This window comes from Actinosynnema sp. NPDC037264 (assembly GCF_055603705.1).
On record NZ_JBVJVK010000011.1, the window covers coordinates 24,472 to 41,706 of the forward strand.

General features: G+C 73.5%; 20 protein-coding genes. 12 read left to right on the top strand and 8 right to left on the bottom strand.

Going from position 1 to position 17,235, the window contains the following annotated elements:
• Positions 1–266 precede the first annotated feature (266 nt).
• Together ACZ7GX_RS15225 and ACZ7GX_RS15230 are read left to right on the top strand one after the other, a co-directional pair.
• Positions 267–1,133 (top strand): LLM class flavin-dependent oxidoreductase, encoded by an 867-nt coding sequence (locus ACZ7GX_RS15225; RefSeq protein ID WP_498776898.1) that lies wholly within the window; start codon positions 267–269, stop codon positions 1,131–1,133.
• Positions 1,133–2,029 carry an alpha/beta fold hydrolase gene (locus ACZ7GX_RS15230; RefSeq protein ID WP_498776900.1) on the top strand — a complete coding sequence of 299 codons (897 nt, stop codon included), beginning with the start codon at positions 1,133–1,135 and terminating at the stop codon, positions 2,027–2,029. The genes ACZ7GX_RS15225 and ACZ7GX_RS15230 overlap by 1 nt, the downstream gene beginning before the upstream one ends.
• Positions 2,030–2,036: 7 nt before the next feature.
• Here the strand turns inward: ACZ7GX_RS15230 and ACZ7GX_RS15235 are convergent, their stop codons facing one another.
• Positions 2,037–2,546: a carboxymuconolactone decarboxylase family protein gene (locus tag ACZ7GX_RS15235; RefSeq protein WP_498776902.1), complete on the bottom strand. Its 510-nt coding sequence runs from the start codon at positions 2,544–2,546 to the stop codon at positions 2,037–2,039.
• A gap of 457 nt (positions 2,547–3,003) precedes the next feature.
• Between ACZ7GX_RS15235 and ACZ7GX_RS15240 the strand changes: the two genes are divergently transcribed.
• Positions 3,004–4,071 carry a glycoside hydrolase family 19 protein gene (locus ACZ7GX_RS15240; protein ID WP_498776904.1) on the top strand — a complete coding sequence of 356 codons (1,068 nt, stop codon included), beginning with the start codon at positions 3,004–3,006 and terminating at the stop codon, positions 4,069–4,071.
• Between the two features lie 38 nt (positions 4,072–4,109).
• On the opposite strand, the gene ACZ7GX_RS15245 is transcribed toward ACZ7GX_RS15240, so the two are convergent.
• Positions 4,110–4,940, bottom strand: a complete 831-nt coding sequence (locus tag ACZ7GX_RS15245) for an alpha/beta fold hydrolase (protein ID WP_498776906.1) — start codon at positions 4,938–4,940, stop codon at positions 4,110–4,112.
• A gap of 11 nt (positions 4,941–4,951) precedes the next feature.
• Positions 4,952–5,968, bottom strand: coding sequence for a C40 family peptidase (locus tag ACZ7GX_RS15250; RefSeq protein WP_498776908.1), 1,017 nt, complete (start codon positions 5,966–5,968; stop codon positions 4,952–4,954).
• Between the two features lie 193 nt (positions 5,969–6,161).
• Between ACZ7GX_RS15250 and ACZ7GX_RS15255 the strand changes: the two genes are divergently transcribed.
• Both ACZ7GX_RS15255 and ACZ7GX_RS15260 read left to right on the top strand, forming a co-directional pair.
• A complete protein-coding gene (locus ACZ7GX_RS15255) occupies positions 6,162–6,902 on the top strand; it encodes a lytic polysaccharide monooxygenase (RefSeq protein ID WP_498776910.1) in 741 nt (246 codons plus the stop codon).
• Between the two features lie 87 nt (positions 6,903–6,989).
• Positions 6,990–7,556 carry a DUF305 domain-containing protein gene (locus ACZ7GX_RS15260; RefSeq protein ID WP_498776912.1) on the top strand — a complete coding sequence of 189 codons (567 nt, stop codon included), beginning with the start codon at positions 6,990–6,992 and terminating at the stop codon, positions 7,554–7,556.
• Positions 7,557–7,616: 60 nt separating this feature from the next.
• Here ACZ7GX_RS15260 and ACZ7GX_RS15265 read toward each other — a convergent pair whose 3' ends face one another.
• Positions 7,617–8,519, bottom strand: coding sequence for an RluA family pseudouridine synthase (locus ACZ7GX_RS15265; protein WP_498776914.1), 903 nt, complete (start codon positions 8,517–8,519; stop codon positions 7,617–7,619).
• 2 nt (positions 8,520–8,521) lie between these two features.
• Positions 8,522–9,118 (bottom strand): DUF4386 domain-containing protein, encoded by a 597-nt coding sequence (locus ACZ7GX_RS15270; RefSeq protein WP_498776916.1) that lies wholly within the window; start codon positions 9,116–9,118, stop codon positions 8,522–8,524.
• A gap of 89 nt (positions 9,119–9,207) precedes the next feature.
• On the opposite strand from ACZ7GX_RS15270, the gene ACZ7GX_RS15275 reads away from it, so the two are divergent.
• On the top strand, positions 9,208–9,876 hold the full coding sequence (locus ACZ7GX_RS15275; protein ID WP_498776918.1) for a TetR/AcrR family transcriptional regulator: 669 nt from the start codon (positions 9,208–9,210) through the stop codon (positions 9,874–9,876).
• Here the strand turns inward: ACZ7GX_RS15275 and ACZ7GX_RS15280 are convergent.
• On the bottom strand, positions 9,860–10,483 hold the full coding sequence (locus tag ACZ7GX_RS15280; RefSeq protein ID WP_498776919.1) for a DUF4230 domain-containing protein: 624 nt from the start codon (positions 10,481–10,483) through the stop codon (positions 9,860–9,862). The genes ACZ7GX_RS15275 and ACZ7GX_RS15280 overlap by 17 nt on opposite strands.
• Positions 10,484–10,505: 22 nt before the next feature.
• The gene (locus tag ACZ7GX_RS15285) at positions 10,506–11,186 is read right to left on the bottom strand and encodes an SDR family NAD(P)-dependent oxidoreductase (protein ID WP_498776921.1); all 681 of its coding nucleotides are present in this window, start codon (positions 11,184–11,186) and stop codon (positions 10,506–10,508) included.
• A gap of 61 nt (positions 11,187–11,247) precedes the next feature.
• Between ACZ7GX_RS15285 and ACZ7GX_RS15290 the strand changes: the two genes are divergently transcribed.
• From ACZ7GX_RS15290 to lipB, 6 genes are read left to right on the top strand one after another with little or no spacing between them, the layout of a single operon-like run.
• Positions 11,248–11,529 (top strand): acyl carrier protein, encoded by a 282-nt coding sequence (locus ACZ7GX_RS15290; RefSeq protein WP_498776923.1) that lies wholly within the window; start codon positions 11,248–11,250, stop codon positions 11,527–11,529.
• Positions 11,516–12,727 (top strand): beta-ketoacyl-[acyl-carrier-protein] synthase family protein, encoded by a 1,212-nt coding sequence (locus ACZ7GX_RS15295; RefSeq protein WP_498776925.1) that lies wholly within the window; start codon positions 11,516–11,518, stop codon positions 12,725–12,727. Before ACZ7GX_RS15290 ends, ACZ7GX_RS15295 begins: the two co-directional genes overlap by 14 nt.
• A 13-nt stretch (positions 12,728–12,740) precedes the next feature.
• Positions 12,741–13,712 carry a beta-ketoacyl-ACP synthase III gene (locus ACZ7GX_RS15300; protein WP_498776926.1) on the top strand — a complete coding sequence of 324 codons (972 nt, stop codon included), beginning with the start codon at positions 12,741–12,743 and terminating at the stop codon, positions 13,710–13,712.
• 3 nt (positions 13,713–13,715) lie between these two features.
• The gene (locus tag ACZ7GX_RS15305; RefSeq protein ID WP_498776928.1) at positions 13,716–14,060 is read left to right on the top strand and encodes a 3-hydroxyacyl-ACP dehydratase FabZ family protein; all 345 of its coding nucleotides are present in this window, start codon (positions 13,716–13,718) and stop codon (positions 14,058–14,060) included.
• Positions 14,057–14,500 (top strand): 3-hydroxyacyl-ACP dehydratase FabZ family protein, encoded by a 444-nt coding sequence (locus ACZ7GX_RS15310; protein ID WP_498776930.1) that lies wholly within the window; start codon positions 14,057–14,059, stop codon positions 14,498–14,500. Before ACZ7GX_RS15305 ends, ACZ7GX_RS15310 begins: the two co-directional genes overlap by 4 nt.
• Before the next feature lie 11 nt (positions 14,501–14,511).
• Complete coding sequence (gene lipB, locus ACZ7GX_RS15315; protein WP_498776932.1) at positions 14,512–15,192, top strand: lipoyl(octanoyl) transferase LipB; 681 nt, start codon at positions 14,512–14,514, stop codon at positions 15,190–15,192.
• 38 nt (positions 15,193–15,230) lie between these two features.
• Here lipB and ACZ7GX_RS15320 read toward each other — a convergent pair whose 3' ends face one another.
• Positions 15,231–16,991 carry a 1-deoxy-D-xylulose-5-phosphate synthase gene (locus ACZ7GX_RS15320; RefSeq protein ID WP_498776934.1) on the bottom strand — a complete coding sequence of 587 codons (1,761 nt, stop codon included), beginning with the start codon at positions 16,989–16,991 and terminating at the stop codon, positions 15,231–15,233.
• Positions 16,992–17,235 lie beyond the last annotated feature (244 nt).

The following is a 17,235-nucleotide window of genomic DNA, read 5'->3' on the forward strand; positions in this document are numbered from 1 at the left end:
CGCCACCGGGGAGAAGGAAGCGATCTCATGGACTTGGGTCTCCTCCGTCTGCTCTGACGGTTGACGACGCTTCTGGGAGCGCTCCCTGGGAGCGCTCCCAGGGACTCTAGAGTGACTCGGCTTACATTCACAACCCTCGATTTGACCTCTAGTTAGCTGGAGGTCACACAGTGTGAGCGCCAACTTCGGTCGCTTTTCGGGGATGAGGTGCGCGTAATGCGTTCGACGGGGTTCGACGGGATGAGCGCTGCCGTCGCGGTGGCACGATGACGCACGTCGGGATCACGTTGCCGGGCTTCGGGACCGACGCGGTGGAGCACGCGCAGCACGCCGAGGGGCTGGGGCTGGAGTCGGTGTGGCACGGCGACCACCTGATCCCGGTGAACCCGTTCCTGGACTCGACGTTGGTGCTCGCGACGGTCGCCGCCACCACCAATCGGATCAAGCTGGGGTTCGGCGTGATGGTCCTGCCGCTTCGGCCGGTCGCCTGGGCGGCCAAGCAGGTCGCCACCCTGCAGCACCTGTCCGGGGAACGGGTGCTGCTCGGCGTCGGCATCGGCGGCGACGCGCACGGCGAGGCGGCGTGGCGCGCGGTCGACGTGCCGTTCGCGGAACGCGGCCGGCGGGCGGACGCGGCGCTGGCCGTGCTGCCGGGCCTGGTGCGGGGCGAGGCGGCGTCGGTGCACGGCGCGGACGTCGTGCTGTCGCCGGGCGCGGCGATGCCGCCGGTGCTCGTCGGCGGTGGCGGCACCGCCGCGCTGCGGCGGGCGGCGCGGTTCGGCGACCACTGGTACCCGGCGTTCGTGCCGTTCCGCGTGGTGTCGTCGGGCACGGCGCGGTTGCGGGAGCTGGCCGGGGAGCACGGGCGGCCGGTGTGCGGGGTGACGGTCGGGGTGAGCGTGGCGCTGGGCGACGTGCCCGCGTCCGTGGTGGAGCACCGGATCCGGTCGATGACCGACTACGGGCTGACCGAGGGGCAGGCGCGGGAGGTGCTCGTGACCGGGTCGGTCGAACGGGCCCGCGACCACTTCGGGCGGCTGGCGGAGGCGGGCGCGGACCGGGTGGTCGCGATGCCGTTCACCGAAGACCGGTTCCGGCAGGCCGAGCTCGTCGCACGGGCTACGGTGGCGTGATGACCGAGAGGATCTTGCGGGCCAACGGCGTCGACCTGTGCGTGGAGACCTTCGGCGCGCCGGCGGACCCGGCGGTGCTGCTCATCGCCGGCGCGACGGGGTCGATGCTGTCGTGGGCCGACGGGTTCTGCGCGCGGCTGGCGGACGGCGGGCGCTACGTCATCCGGTACGACCACCGCGACACCGGTCGGTCGCTGACCTACCCGCCGGGCGAGCCGGGCTACGGGTTCGCGGACCTGGCGGCGGACGCGGTCGGCGTGCTGGACGCCCTGGCGGTGGCGCGGGCGAACGTCGTCGGCATCTCGATGGGCGGTGGGCTCGCGCAGCTCCTCGCGCTCGACTTCGCCGACCGGGTGGCGTCGCTGACGCTGATCGCCACCAGCCCGGCGGGCCCGAACGCGCCGGGCCTGCCGCCCATGTCGCCCGCGTTGCAGGCGCACTTCGCCGCCGGCGCCCCACCCGCGCCCGAGTGGACCGACCGCGCCGCCGTGGTCGAGCACCTGGCGACGGCGGACCGGCCCTACGCCGGACCGCGTCCGGTGGACCTGGACGCGGCGCGCGCGACGGCGGGGCGCGTGTTCGACCGGGCGCGGGACATCGCGTCGAGCGCCAACCACTTCCAGGCCGGCGGCGGTGAGTCGTGGCGCGCCCGGTTGGGCACGATCTCGGCGCCGACGCTGGTGGTGCACGGCGACGTGGACCCGCTGACCCCGCCGGGGCACGGCGAGGCGATGGCGCGGGAGGTGCCCGGCGCGCGGTTGCTGCTGCTGGAGGACTGCGGCCACGAGTTGCCGCCGGGTGTCTGGGACGTGGTCGTGCCGGCGATCGTGGAGCACACCGACCTGGCCGGGCCGTCACCCGAGGAGGTGGCGGCGCGGAGCCTGCGGCTCGGCTGACTCCCGCTCAGCCGCGGTCGATGATCGCGGCGTAGCCGTGGGGCACGATGCGCTCGGCCATCTGCCGGTACGCCTCCGGGTCATCGGGCGCCCACGTGGCCAACCCGTCGACGTAGCGGTTGGCCGCGCAGAACATCGCGGCGATCAGCACGGTGTCGTGCACCTCGATGTCCGTGGCGCCCTGCTCCTTCGCCTTGGCGATCAACTCGGCCGTCACCGCGCGCCCGCTCTCGGTCACCGCCGTGGCGATGTCCAGCAACGCCAGCATCTTCGGCGTGTGCTCGTAGTCCTCGGGCAGTTGGGCGGCGGCGAAGGCGCCGTGGGAACCCGCGCAGAACTTGCACTTGTTCAACTCGGAGACGTGCGCGGCGATCAGCTCGCGCTCGCCGCGGGACAGGTCGCTCGGGCCGCGCAGCATCACCTCGGTGAGTTCGGTGAGCGGTCGGCCCGTCTCGGGGCGGTAGTTCATCAGCCCGGCCATCCCGGGCAGGTCGTTGTGCAGCTCGATGTGCGGCATGTGATCAGTGTTCCGAGCGCGGGACACCCTGGTCGAGCGGCGATCGGGCGAAAACAAAACACAGTTATGTTACGTGTTCGCCCGACTCGCCGCCCCGGTTCACCTGGACGGGCGGTGCGTGCCGCGTCCGAGTGCGTGTCAGGCGCAGGCGTCGCGGTCGATCTGGTAGGCCGGGGCGTTCCGCTCGGCGCGCACCGGCGTGGTGGAGATCGCTGGGGCGACACGGTGTGGGCCGGGTCGCAAGCGGAGTGCTCGACCGAGCCCTGTCCTTTGTGGATGAACGGGATAGGCGTGACCCGCTGCCCGGGCGCTGGTGCGCCGTTCGTGTGAGCGCTCCCATGACGCGGGGCAAGAATGTGCGAGTAGTTCGCGTTCACCCTTGACTGGTGTAGACCATTTCCGGTTGAGTGGCCCCCATCACACGTCCGAGGGCGCTCGAACGGAAAAGAGTGATCTTGTGTCGAGATTCCGCGTAGTGGCGGCGATCGCCGCTTTCGTGGTCGGGGCGGCGCTGACCGTCGTGGTGGCCAACACCGCCGCCGCGGCCGCCTGTGCGTCCGCTTGGACCCCGTCGGCCGTCTACACCGGCGGCATGACGGCGTCGCACGCCGGGCACAACTGGCAGGCCAAGTGGTGGACCCAGAACGAGACCCCGGGCTCGGCCGCGGTCTGGGCCGACCAGGGCGCCTGCGGCGGTGGCACGACGCCGCCGCCCGCCTGCGACTACCCGGCGTGGGTGCAGGGCCAGTGGTACACCGCCGGCAGCATCGTGCGCTACACCGACGGCAAGTACTACATCGCCGAGCACGACAACCCGGGCTACGACCCGGTCATCAGCACCTGGTACTGGAACCCCCACAACTGCGGCTCGACCCCGACCACCACGACCACCACGCCCGCGCCGGGCGGCTTCGTGGTGAGCGAGGCGCAGTTCCGGCAGATGTTCCCGAACCGGAACCCCTTCTACACCTACGCCGGGCTCACGGCCGCGCTCGGCGCGTACCCCGGTTTCGCCAAGACCGGCTCGGACACCGTCCGCAAGCAGGAGGCGGCGGCGTTCCTGGCCAACGCCAACCACGAGACCGGCGGGCTGGTGCACATCGTCGAGCAGAACCAGGCGAACTACCCGCACTACTGCGACGCGGGCCAGCCCTACGGCTGCCCGGCCGGCCAGGCGGCCTACTACGGCCGCGGTCCCATCCAGCTCAGCTGGAACTTCAACTACAAGGCGGCGGGCGACGCGCTCGGCCTGCCGCTGCTGACCAACCCGTGGCTGGTGCAGAACGACGCCTCGGTGGCCTGGAAGACCGCCCTCTGGTACTGGAACACGCAGTCCGGCCCGGGCACGATGACCCCGCACAACGCGATGGTCAACGGCTACGGCTTCGGCGAGACGATCCGCAGCATCAACGGGTCGCTGGAGTGCGGCGGGCGCAACCCGGCGCAGGTCCAGAGCCGGGTCGACGCCTACCAGCGGTTCGTCGGCATCCTCGGCGTGCCGGCGGGCGCCAACCTGTACTGCTGAGGTGGTGACGGGGGTCGCGCGGCGGCCCCCGTCCCGCATCACCGGTCCAGGTGCGCGAGCACGGCCCACCCGAACGACCCCGGCGACTCGACCCACGGCAGGTGGCCCGCGCCGGGCAGCACGACCCGCGCCACGTCCGGCAGCGCGGCGGCCAGCGAGTCCACCGCCCACCGGGGCCGCACGTCCGCCGCGCCGTCCACGATCAGCGTCGGCACGGGCAGGTCGCGGCAGCGGGCGATCATCTCCTCCTCGTCCCGCTCGCGGGATTCCGCGTTCAACGCGGCGTTGGCCTCCTCGTTCACGCCGAACCACGGCGTGGCCAACTCCTCGGCCCGCTGCCGCGCCGTGGCCGGGTCGGCGAAGTCCGCCGTCCACCGGCGGACCGCCGCGTCACGCCCGGCCTGGCCCGGGACGTCCGGCCCGAGCCGTTCGGCGAGGTTGCGCCGGTACTCCTCGCGCCACCGCCGGCCCAACCCGGTGCCGGAGACGTAGACCAGCGACGTGACCCGGTCGGGGTGGGCCAGCGCGTAGTGCAGCGCCACGTCCGCGCCCCAGGAGTGGCCGAGCAGGGCCATCTTCGACAGTCCGAAGTGGACTCGGACGGCGTCGAGGTCGGCGAGCGTCCGGGCTGTCGAGTACGGCCCCTCGCGCTCGGACCGGCCACCGCCGCGCTGGTCCCAGCGGATCACCCGCACCCGGTCGGCCAGCAGGGCGGCGAGCCCGTCGAGCACGTCCCACAGCCCGGGGCCGCCGTGGCACAGCACGAGCGGCTCGCCTCGCCCCCAGTCGACTCGCCCCGAGTCGGCACGCCCCGAGTCGACAGCCCACAACACGCGGCCGTCGTCCGCGATGACCTTGTGCTCCTCCATGCAGCCCAGTGTCAGCCAACCAGGCGTCGGATCACACTGATCGGACCAATTGAGTCGATGTCGGCGATCTTCACCGGCACGCCCTCGGTCGACGCGTGCACCGCGCGCACGCCGTCCACGGCCATCGCCACGTGCGACTGGCCGGCGTAGTAGATGATCAGGTCGCCCGCCCGGACCTGCGCCCTCGTCACCGCCCTGCCCGCCGTGGCCTGCACGTAGGTGGTGCGCCCGATCGTCACGCCCGCCTCGCGGTAGGCGGCCTGCGTGAGGCTGGAGCAGTCCCACGCGTCGGGTCCGTTGGCGCCGAACACGTACCGCTCGCCGCGCTGGGCGAGGGCGAAGTCCAGCGCCACGCCGGCGGCTCCCGGCGGGACGGCGACGTCCGAGGTGTCGCCGGGAGCCGCGAGCACCGCCTTGTCGGCCGCGCTGAGCGACCGGTACTGCGCCCGCGCGTCCGCGACCTGCCGGTCCACCGCCGTCTTGCGGCCCGCGAGGTCGGCGACCAGTCGTTCCGCCTCGCCGGCCGCGGTGGCCGCGCGTCGCTGCGCGTCCTGCGCGCCGGCCGTGGCCCGTTCGGCGTCGTCGACGGCGGCCGACAGCCGGCCCAGCGCCTCCTCGTTGTCCGCGGCGAGCACGCCGAGCGCGCTCATCCGGTTCAGGAAGTCCTGCTGCGAGTCGCTGATCAGCAGCGCGGACAGCCCGGTGAACCGCGCGCCCTCGAACGACGCCTCGGTGAGCAGGTCGACCTGCCCGCGCACGGCCTCCTGGTCGGCTCTCGCCCGGTCGCCGAGCCGCGTGGAGTCGGCGAGGTCGGCGTTGGCGCGGTCCAGCTCGCCCTGCTTGGCCTTGAGGTCGTCCTGGGCCTTCAGGTGCTCCTCGTGCAGCCGTTCGGCCTCGCGCGACAGCTCCTCGTACGTCGCCAGCGCGTCGGACGCGTTCGGCTGCGCGAGGGCGGGCGCCGGCACGGTCAGCGCCGCGACGACGGCCGCGGCCAACGCGGTGGCGCGCCTACCCGGATGTGCGTTCACAGTCAGGGCTACGGGTGGCTGGACCAGTCGGTTCAGATCCTTGACCCGGATGACGTTCACGATTATGGTCTAGACCACATCGCGGGGTGTGACGCACCGTTCCCGGTTCGTCACCGTCGCGTGTTCCGGCCGCCGCGGAAATGGACCCTGCCTTGGAGACCCCCTCCGGGTCTCCTCCGAAGGAGCTGGACACATGAGCCTGAAACGCAAGCTCGCGGTGGCACTGGCCGCCGTGGGCATCACCCCGTTCTTCGTCGTGATGTCGGCGGGAACGGCGAGCGCGCACGGCTACATCTCGTCGCCGCCCAGCAGGCAAGCGATGTGCGCGCAGGGCCGGATCTCCAACTGCGGCCCCATCGTCTACGAACCGCAGAGCGTGGAAGGTCCGAAGGGCCAGCGCAACTGCCACGCCGGGTTGAGCCAGTTCGCCCAGCTCAACGACGACAGCCGGCCCTGGCCCACCACCCAGGTGGGCAACAGCGTGACGTTCAACTGGACGCTCACCGCCCGGCACGCCACCAGCACGTGGGAGTACTACGTCGGCGGCACCCGGATCGCCGAGTTCAACGACGGCGGCAGGCAGCCCGCGGCCACCGTGACGCACAACGTGAGCCTCGGCGGTCGCACCGGCCGGATCAAGCTGCTGGCCATCTGGAACATCGCCGACACGCCCATGGCGTTCTACTCGTGCGTCGACCTCCAGGTCGGCTCCGGTGGCGGCACGCCGACCACCACGACCACGCCGACCACGACCACACGACCGACGACGACCACGACGCAACCTCCCGCGGGCGGCACGTGGGCGGCCAACACCGCCTACTCGGTCGGTTCGCAGGTGACGTACGGCGGGGTGGGCTACCGCTGCATCCAGGCCCACACGTCCCTCGTGGGCTGGGAGCCGCCGAACACCGCGTCCCTGTGGCAGCGGCTCTGAACCCCTGACGCGGAGCCGATGTGACCGCAGCCCGTCCGCGCCGACCCTGTGACGGCGCGGGCGGGCCGTCCGGCGAAGGAGACGACCTTGCGACGCCTCGCAGCCCTGGTGGCCGGTGTGCTCGTGCTGGCCGGTTGCGGCTCCACCCCCGCGGCGGCCCCGGCCCCCGCTCCGACCGTGGTGGAGAGCAACGAGTTCAACGAGACCGACGTGATGTTCCTGCAGATGTCCGTGCCGCACCACAAGGCCGGGCTGGAGATCGTGCGGCTGGCCGAGGACGGCCCCGTGCGCGCGGAGGTGAAGACCCTGGCCGCGGCCATCGAGGTCACCCAGCTGTCCGAAGTGGACTCGATGACCCAGTGGCTGGCGGACTGGAAGCAGCCCGAGACGGCGGGCCAGGACCCGCAGCTGCACGCCGGGCACGGCGGTGACCACTCGACCAGCCCGGAGGCCATCGCCGAAGTGGCCGCGACCGGTTCCGCCGACTTCGAGAAGGCGTTCCTGAACCTGCTCATCGGCCACCAGCACAACGCGGTGGCGATGGCGAAGCTGGAGAAGGAGGTCGGCGTCAACCCGCAGGCGAAGGAGCTGGCGGAGCGGATCTTCCACTCCCGCACCGCGCAGATCGCGCAGATGCTCGGCTACCTCGGCTAGGGCCGTGACCGGCGCCCTTCGCCGCGGCGGACCGCCCGACGGAGGCCGCCGGTCGCGGCACTAGAGGTCGAGCCGCAGGCCGCTGGTGAAGCGACGGTGCTCGCCCGTCACCGGATCGGTGAACTCGAGCACCTTCGCCAGCAACTGCAACGGGTCGGTGAAGTCGTCCAAGGGCTTCTCGCGCAGGACGGGGTAGAAGTCGTCGTGGCGGATGGGCACGCCGAGCGACGCCATGTGCAGGCGGAGCTGGTGCGTGCGGCCGGTGCGGGGCAGGAGCCGGTACCGGCCCCAGCCGTCGCGGTGCTCGACCAGCTCGACCCGCGTCTCGGCGTTCGGCGGACCGGGCACCTCCTGCGCGGTGATGACGCCCTTGACCTTCACGATCCGGCTGCTGACGGTCCTCGGCAGCGTCAACGCCGGGTCGTGCGGCGCGATGGCCTCGTACTCCTTGCGCACCGCGCGGTCGGCGAACAGGGTCTGGTACTTGCCGCGCAAGGTCGGTTCGACCACGAACATGACCAGCCCGGCGGTCACGCGGTCCAGCCGGTGCGCCGGGCTCAGGTGCGGCAGCCCGAGGTCGCGGCGCAGCCGCACGAGCGCGGTCTCGACCACGTGCTTGCCGCGCGGGATGGTGGCCAGGAAGTGCGGCTTGTCGACCACGAGGATGGCGTCGTCGCGGTGCACGACCCGGACCTCGAACGGCACCGCCACCTCGTCGGGCAGGTCGCGGTGGAACCACACCGCGCCGCCGGGCGTGAACGCGGCGTCCGGCGCGATGGGCCCGGCGAGGTCGTAGACGCGGCCTTCGGCGAGCATCAGGTCGATCCGCTCCGGCGCGACCCGGGGCAACCGCTCGACCAGGTGATCGCGAACGGTCGCCCACGGCCCCTCGTCGGGGAACCGCAGGCGTGCCGGGTCGAGGCCGTGGCGCTGGTCGAGCGGCGGCCGGAGCTTGCGCCTCATCGTCACGCAGCGTACGCCGGGGCCTTCTCGTCCGAGGCCACCGGAGTGGCGAACCCCTTGACGACCAGCAGCACGCCCAGCGCGATCTCGAACAGCCCGCCCGGCACGGAGAGCGCCACGCCGACGCCGTAGCCGAGGACTTCGAGCACCGCGCCCAGCAGGAAGACGGCGTAGCCGACCACGCCCCACGCCGCGATGGCGCGGGGGACCAGGCGGGCGCGGAGCAGGACCCGGCAGAACAGCACGCCCACCGCGCCCACGGCCATCATCGCGACCTGGTAGCTGTAGTGGTTGCCCGCCGCGCCCACCCCGGCCGACGCCGGCAGCAGCACGAACACGACGCCGACGGCCAGCAGCGCCGCCTCGACCGCCCGGCCGACCAGGTACGCGTGCGCGGTGAGCTCGCTGTGCGGGCGCAGCACCGGGAACGCCAGCACGCCGATGCCGACCACGACGGCGGAGTTCGCCAGCATGAGCAGGGCCCCGGCGCCCACCTGCGCGCTCGAACCCGAGCCGACCAGGGCGGTGCCCCCGCCGTACGCGACGAACGCCACGAGGAACAGCGTCCCCACGGTCCGGCCGATGGCTCTCGATGACATGGGGTTCCCCTTCGACGGCGGGCTCAGCCTTACTTAGTAAGGCGGACGGTACCGTACTAAGTACGGAGCTGTCACCGCCGGAGGTCGGGTTGTCGAAGCAAGGCGCACCACTGAGCCGGGAACGCGTCCTGCGCGCCGCCGTCGCCATCGCCGACGCGGGCGGGATCGCGGGGTTGACCATGCGGTCCCTCGCCGACGCGCTCGGGGTCAAGCCGATGTCGCTGTACCACCACGTGGCGAACAAGGACGAGATCCTCGACGGCATCGTGGACGTGGTCTTCGGCCGGATGGAGCTGCCGACGCCCGGCGGCGACTGGCGGCACGAGATGGTCAAGCGGGCGAACTCCGCGCGCGACGTGCTCCGGCGGCACCCGTGGGCGATCGGCCTGCTGGAGTCGAGGAAGGCGCCCGGCCCGGCGACGCTGCGGCACCACGACGCGACCATCGGCACCCTGCGCCGCGCCGGCTTCCCGGTCGCGACGACCGCCCACGCCTACGCCCTGCTGGACAGCTACGTGTACGGGTTCGCGGTCCAGGAGGCCGCGCTCCCGTTCAGCGGCCCCGACTCCGCCACCGAGGTGACCGAGGACATCCTGGCGCACCTCGCGCGGGAGGACTACCCGTACCTCGTGGAGATGGCCACCGAGCACGTCCTGCGACCGGGCCACGACTTCGCCGACGAGTTCGCGTTCGGGCTCGACGTGATCCTCGACGCCATGGCGGCCTGGCTGCCCGGGGGGATCAGTCCAGGCTCGTGAACTCGACCTGGTACCCCAGCGCGCCGAACATGCCGGTCAGCATCTTGCGGGTGTTGTCGTCGGCCCGCTGCACCAACCCGGACTCCCGCGCCGCGTCGGAGATCTTCTGCTCGGCCGCCACGTAGAACGGCTGCTGGTCCTGCGTCTCCACGAGCGAGGCCAGCCGGTCGAACAGCCCGCGCTCCTGCGCGAACACGTAGCACCGCTGCTGGTCCAGGTTCGGCTTGTCCAGCACCGCCTTCGGCAACGCCAGCTGGACCTTGCGCGCCTCGCCGGACGCGGTCGTCGGCGGCACCCGCAGCGCGTCCTCGGCCAACCCGCCGAAGTCGACGTAGGCGTTCACCGTGCCGGCCGCCACGAACAGCGTCCGCTGCCCGGCCAACGCCGACGGCACGTACCGGACGTCGCGCTCGAGGTCGAGCACGACCTGGAACTCGCCCGCCGAGGCGTGGTACTGGCTCAAGTCCCGCAACGACTGCAGCAACGCGGGTTGGCTGCGGTCGATCGTGTCCGTGCCCGTCAGCAACCGGGGCACCACCAACACCGCCGCCACCAGGACCCCGACCGCCACCAGCGCCGCCGCCGCCACACCGATGCGCCATCTCATGGCGGCGGGATACCCCGGCGCGCTACCAGGGAATCCGCCTCCCGTCGCGGAAGAACCCGCCGGTCGGCCCGTCGTCGGGCAACGTCGCCGCCCACACCACGCTCGCCGCGCCCTGCTCGACCGGCCGCCCGCCGGCGCCGCCCAGGTCTGACGCGACCCACCCCGGGCACACCGCGTTGACCTTCATCGCCGGCAGTTCGGCCGCCAACATCAAGGTCAACGCGTTCAACGCCGCCTTCGACGTGCCGTAGGCCGGCGTGCCGCCGCCCATCGACGCCAACGACGCGGCCTCGCTCGACACGTTCACCACCCGCGCCCGCCGGGCCGCCCGCAGCAGTGGCAGCAGGGCCAGGACGGTCCGCCACGGCCCGTAGAAGTTGGTCTCCATGGCCTCCCGGACGACCCCCAGATCGGCCGACGACGCGCGCTGCCAGGTGTCGTAGTGGATGGCCGCGTTGTTCACCAGCACGTCCAGCCGCCCGTGCCGCGTGGTCAGGTGCGCGGCCAGTTCGGCCGCCGACGCGTCGTCGGTCACGTCCAGCCGGCAGTGGTCGACGCCCAGCCGTTCGGCCGCCGACCTGGCCTTCCCCGCGTCACGCGCGGTCAGCACCACGACGTGGCCGAGCGCGGCCAGCCGACGGCACACCTCCAGCCCGATGCCCCGGTTCCCGCCCGTCACGACCGCCACCGGCGCGTCCGCCATGCCCGTCCTCCCCGAGTCCTGCCGCCCGGACATTCTCCCTGGTTGACCGGCGGTCCGGCCGATGAGGTTCGATGGTGGGGAGGAGTCGCGCGAACGAGGGGAGACCGCCGTGTACGAGACGCTGAAGAAGATCCTCGTCGACACGTTGAAGGTCGAGCCGGAGCAGATCACCCCGGAGGCGACCAAGGACGACCTCGACCTGGACTCGCTCGCGTTCGTGGAGCTGTCGATGGTGCTCGGCAAGGAGCACGGGCTGCACATCAGCGACGACGAGCTGTTCGACATGGAGACCGTCGGCGACATCGTGGCGCTGATGGAGGAGCGCGCCGGTGACCGGTCTTGACATCGCGGTGACCGGGCTCGGCCTCGTCACGCCGGGCGGTGTCGGCGTGGAGGCGGGCTGGGCGGCGGTGCGCGCGGGCCGTTCGACCGCCGCGCACGACCCGGTGCTCGCCGGTCACGAGGTGACGATCTCGTGCCGCGTCCCCGACTTCGACGCCGACGCGCTGCTCGGCGCGCGGCGGGCCGTCCGGCTCGACCGGTTCACCAGGTTGGCGCTGGTCGCGGCACGGGAGGCGGTCGCCGGGGAAGACCTCGCCGGCTGGGACGCGGCGCGGGTCGGCGTGGTGATCGGCACGTCGGCGGGCGGCGTCGAGACCTTCGAGCGGCAGCACGGCGTGCTGCTCGCCGACGGGCCGACCGGGGTGTCGCCGCTGGTGCTGCCCATGCACCTGCCGAACATGGTCGCGGGTCAGCTCGCGATCGAGTTCGGCTTCCGCGGGCCGAACCTGGTGGTGTCGACGGCGTGCGCGTCCGGCGCCACCGCGATCGGCGTCGCGTGCGACCTGCTCGCCGCGCGGCGGTGCGACGTGGTGCTGGCCGGCGGCGTCGACGCGCTGCTCACCCCGGTGACCATGGCGGGTTTCGCCCGGATGGGCGCGCTGTCGCGGCGGGACGACGCGGCGACGGCGTCGCGGCCGTTCGACGTGGACCGGGACGGGTTCGTGGCGGGCGAGGGCGCGGCGGTGCTCGTGCTGCGGCGCGCGGAGGACGCGCGGGCCGACCGGCGGCGGGTCCGGGCGCGGGTCGTCGGGTACGGCGCGACCGCCGACGCGCACCACATCACCAACCCGGACCCCGAGGGGCGGGGCGTGATCGCGGCGACGAAGGCGGCGCTGGCGGACGCGGGCGCGTCGGCTCCGGACGTCGACCACGTCAACGCGCACGGCACGTCGACGCAGCTCAACGACCTGGTGGAGGGGCGCGTGCTGGCGGAACTGCTGCCGTCCGGGCCGCTGGTGACGTCGACCAAGGGCGTGACCGGGCACATGCTCGGCGCGGCCGGCGCGGCGGAGGCGGTGTTCACCGTGCTCGCGGTCGAGCAGGGCCTCGTGCCGCCGACCGCGAACCTCGCGACCCTCGACCCCCGGCTGGACCTCGACGTGGCGACCTCCGCGGTGCCGAGGGAGATCGACCTGGCGTTGAGCAACTCGTTCGGGTTCGGCGGGCAGAACGCGGTGCTCGCCATCGCGAAGGCGTGAGCGGGGGAGGACGATGACCTACCGCGGTGCGGTGCTCCTCGGGGTCGGCGCGAGCCTGCCGGCACGGGTCGTCACCAACGACGACCTGGCCGCCCGCCTGGACACCTCGGACGAGTGGATCAGGTCGCGCACCGGCATCGGCGCGCGGAGGTGGGTGGAGCCGGGCACGTCGACGTCGGACCTGGCCGTCGACGCGGGCGCGCGGGCCCTGCGCTCCGCCGGGACGTCCACTGTGGACGCGGTGATCGTCGCGACGACCACGCCGGACCGGTCGTGCCCGGCGATCGCGCCGGACGTCGCGGCCCGGCTGGGCCTGATCGGCGTGCCCGCGCACGACGTGGCCGCCGTGTGCACCGGCTTCCTGTACGGCCTGGCGAACGCGGTCGGCCTCATCGCGAGCGGCGCGGCGCGGACCGTGCTGCTGATCGCCGCCGAGACGTTCTCCACCATCCTCGACCCGGACGACCGCGGCACGGCGGTGATCTTCGGTGACGGGGCGGGCGCGGTCGTCGTGGGCGAGGGGGAGGGCATGATCGGCCCGTGCGTGCTCGGCAGCGACGGCACCGGGGCCGACCTCATCCAGGTGCCGGCGGGTGAGCGGCACTTCCGGATGAGCGGCAAGGAGGTGTTCCGGCAGGCGGTCGAGCGGATGTCGGACGTCGCGCTGGAGGCGTTGGCCCGCACCGGCCTCGGCCCGGAGGACGTCGACCACCTCGCGCCGCACCAGGCGAACCGGCGCATCTGCGACGCCGTCGCCCGCCGACTCGGGCTCGACGAGGCGAAGGTGCTGGCGGACCTCGAGGCGGTCGGCAACACGGCCGCCGCGTCGATCCCCGTGCTGCTGGCCGACGCCGCCGCGGCCGGTCGGCTCAAGGCAGGCGACCGGGTGCTCACCGTGGCCTTCGGCGGCGGCCTGACCTGGGGCGCGGCCACGCTGGTATGGCCGGACGTGACCGCGGACTTCGGCGTGCTGGGGGAGGGCTGACCGGTGACCGGCTACCTCGCGTCGCCCGTGGAAGTGCTGGAGCGGTCCGGGACGACCGTCGTCGCCCGCATGGCGGTCGCGCCGGACGACCCGCTGTTCGCGGGCCACTTCCCGGGCTTCCCGATCTTCCCCGGCGTGGCGGTCGTGGAGTTCGCGCACCGCGCGGCGACCGCGACGGGCGCGGTGCGGCTCGCCGCGGTCGAGTCGACCCGGTTCGTGCGGCCCACGTTCCCCGGCACGACCTTGACCGTGCGCCTGACCTGGGACGACGACGGGCGGCGGTGTGCGGCGGTGGTAACCGACGACGAAGGTGTGGTCGCCCGGATCAAGCTGCGGTACGAGCCGTGACGACCTCCTCCGAGATCCTCCGCCTCCTGCCGCACCGGTACCCGCTGCTGCTGGTGGACCGGGTGGTGGACGTGGCGCCGGGCGAGTCGTTGACCGCGCTCAAGGCGGTCAGCGCCAACGAGCCCTGGCACGCCGGTGACGGTGACTTCCCGTCGACGTTGCTGCTGGAGTCGTGGTGCCAGGCCACCGTGCTGCTGTCGTCGTGGGGCGAGCCGGACACCGGTCGGGTGGTCCTGTTCGGCGCGCTCGCGGACGTGGAGTTCCACCGGCCGGTCGTGCCGGGCTGCGTGGTGCGGCACTCGGTGCGGATCCTGCAAGTCCGCGGCGACACGGTGGCGTTCACCGGGGAGGCGGAGGCCGACGGGCACGTCGTGATGACGGTCGGCCGGGTCGTGACGACCACGCGTGCCGCCGCCGACCTGCGGCCTGGGAACCTGTGACCATGGGTGCGATGCGATTCGTGCACGGCGGGTTCGGGCCGGACGCGGTGGCGTACGAGCAGGCGTACGCCGAGCAGCGGCGGCTGCACGCGGCGCGCGTCGCGGACGAGATCACCGACGTCTGCGTGCTCCAGGAGCACCTCCCCGTCTACACGGCGGGCAAGCGCACCAAGACCACCGCGTTCCCGCCCGACGACGTCCCGGTGCTGACCGTGGACCGCGGCGGCGAGATCACCTGGCACGGTCCCGGTCAGCTCGTCGGCTACCCGGTGGTGAAGCTGCCGGTGCCGCTGGACTCCGTCGGCCACGTCCGCCGGATCGAGGACGCGCTGATCGGCACGTGCGCCGAGTTCGGCGTGGTGACGGCGCGGCTGGCCGGGCGCAGCGGCGTGTGGGTGCTCGGCGACCGGCCGCCCGCGCCGGACGTGCCGCCGTCGGCTGCCCGCGCGCACGGTCAGCACCGCAAGATCGCCGCGATCGGCGTGCGCATCGAGCGGTGCACCAGCCTGCACGGGTTCGGCCTCAACTGCGACCCCGACCTGACCCCGTTCGACCGGATCGTGCCGTGCGGCATCGAGGACGCCGGCGTGACCTCGTTGTCCGCCGAACTCGGCCGCCGGGTCACGCCCGCCGACGTGGTGCCGGTGGTCGAACGCCACCTGACGAGGGTGTTCGCGACCGATCGCCGGTGAGACGGGCCGTCGTCCGCCGGGGTGGGGCCCGACACCGGTCAGGACGTCCAGCCCGGCAGGAAGCGGGCCGCCGTGCGGGCGATGCCGGCGGCGTCCAGGTCGTGCATGCGCGGGATGTCGGCCCGCGAGCCGTGCGGCAGGAAGTCGTGGGGCAGGCCGAGGATCCTGATCCGGCGGCTCAGGCCCGCCTCCCGCAGCGCGCCGGCGACGGCCTCGCCGACCCCGCCGCCGCGCACGCCGTCCTCCACGCACACCACCACCCGGTGCTCGGCGGCCAACGCCACCACCGCCGGGTCGACCGGCGTCACCCAGCGCGGGTCGCACACCGTCACGCCGACGCCCTCGCCGGCGAGCGCCACGGCGGCGGCCACCCCGTCGGACGCGAGCCCGCCGACGGTCACGAGCAGCACGTCCCGCCGGGACGACCGGTGCAGCACGTCCACCCGGCCGAGCCGGTCCACCGCGGGGACGTCCGCGCCGACCGCGCCTGCGGGGAAGCGGACCGCGGTCGGCCCGTCGTCGGCGACCGCCTCGTCCAGCAGCTGGCGCAGCCGGGCGCCGTCGCGGGGCGCGGCCACCCGCATCCCGGGCACGACGCGCAGCAGCGCCAGGTCCCAGGCGCCGTGGTCGCTCGGACCGTCCTCGCCGGTCACCCCGGCCCGGCCGAGCACGAACGTCACCGGCAGGCGGTGCAGCGCGACGTCCATCAGCACCTGGTCCGCCGCCCGGGTCAGGAACGTCGAGCACACCGCCACCAACGGCCGCAGCCCGCCCATCGCCAGGCCCGCCGCGCACGTGACGGCGTGCTGCTCGGCGATCCCGGTGTCGAGCACCCGGTCGGGGAACGCCTCGGCGAACGCGGTCAGCCCGGTCGCGTGCGGCATGGCCGCGGTCAGGCACACCAGGTCGGGGTGGCGGTCGGCGAGCACCAGCAGGTGCCGCCCGAACACCGACGTCCAGCCCGGACCCCCGGCGGCCGACGGCGCGGGCACGGCGTGCAGGCGGTCCACCGGATCGTCCTCCGCCGGCGGGTGGCCCCTGCCCTTCTCGGTCACGCAGTGCACGACGACCGGGCGCCGCAACGCTTTCGCGGCCGCCAACGCCTCCTCCACCCGGACGACGTCGTGCCCGTCGACCGGGCCGAGGTAGCGCACGCCGAAGGCGGCGAACACGTCGCCGCCCGCGCCCGCGCGCAGGGCGGCGAGGTGCCTGCCCACCGCGCCCACCGTCGGCGCGCGGGAGCGGCCGTTGTCGTTGAGCACCACCACGACCGGGTGGTCGACGTCGCCGAGGTTGTGCAACGCCTCCCACGCCAGGCCGCCGGTGAGCGCGCCGTCGCCGACGACCGCCACCACGTGCCGGTCGTGCTCGCCGCGCAGCCGCGCCGCCCGCGCCAGACCGTCCGCATAGGACAGTGCGGTGGACGCGTGGGAGTTCTCCACCAGGTCGTGCGGCGACTCCTCCCTGCTGGGGTACCCGGACAGGCCGCCCTCGCGGCGCAGGTCGACGAACGCGTCCGCCCGGCCGGTGAGCATCTTGTGCACGTAGGACTGGTGCCCGCCGTCGAACACGATCCGGTCGTGCGGCGACCGGAACACCCGGTGCAGCGCCAACGTCAGCTCGACCACCCCGAGGTTCGACCCGAGGTGACCACCCGTGCGGCCCACCGCCTCGACCAGGCGTGCCCTGAGCTCGCGCGCCAGCTCGTCGAGCGCGTCGCGCGGCAGGCCGGGCAGGTCGGCCGGACCGGTGCACCGGCGCGCCGGCGCGCGGACGGCACTGGGCAGGGTGTCGGTCATCAGGCCACTCCATGCGGTGCGAAAGCCCTTGCGGCAACGTGGGGTGAGGCGAACGTGCCGCACCCGGCCGGCCGGGACAAAGCGGGCCGCCGCGTTTCACGCGAACGAGATCGCGGGCGCCACACGGACGTGTGCGTGCCGTGCCGGGAATCCGGGGCACGACCCGCGAGGGCGGTGAATGCCGGGGCTGGGAGACGGGGGAGCCGGGGCGGGGAGCCGGCAGCCGGGAGCCGGGGCTGGAGGG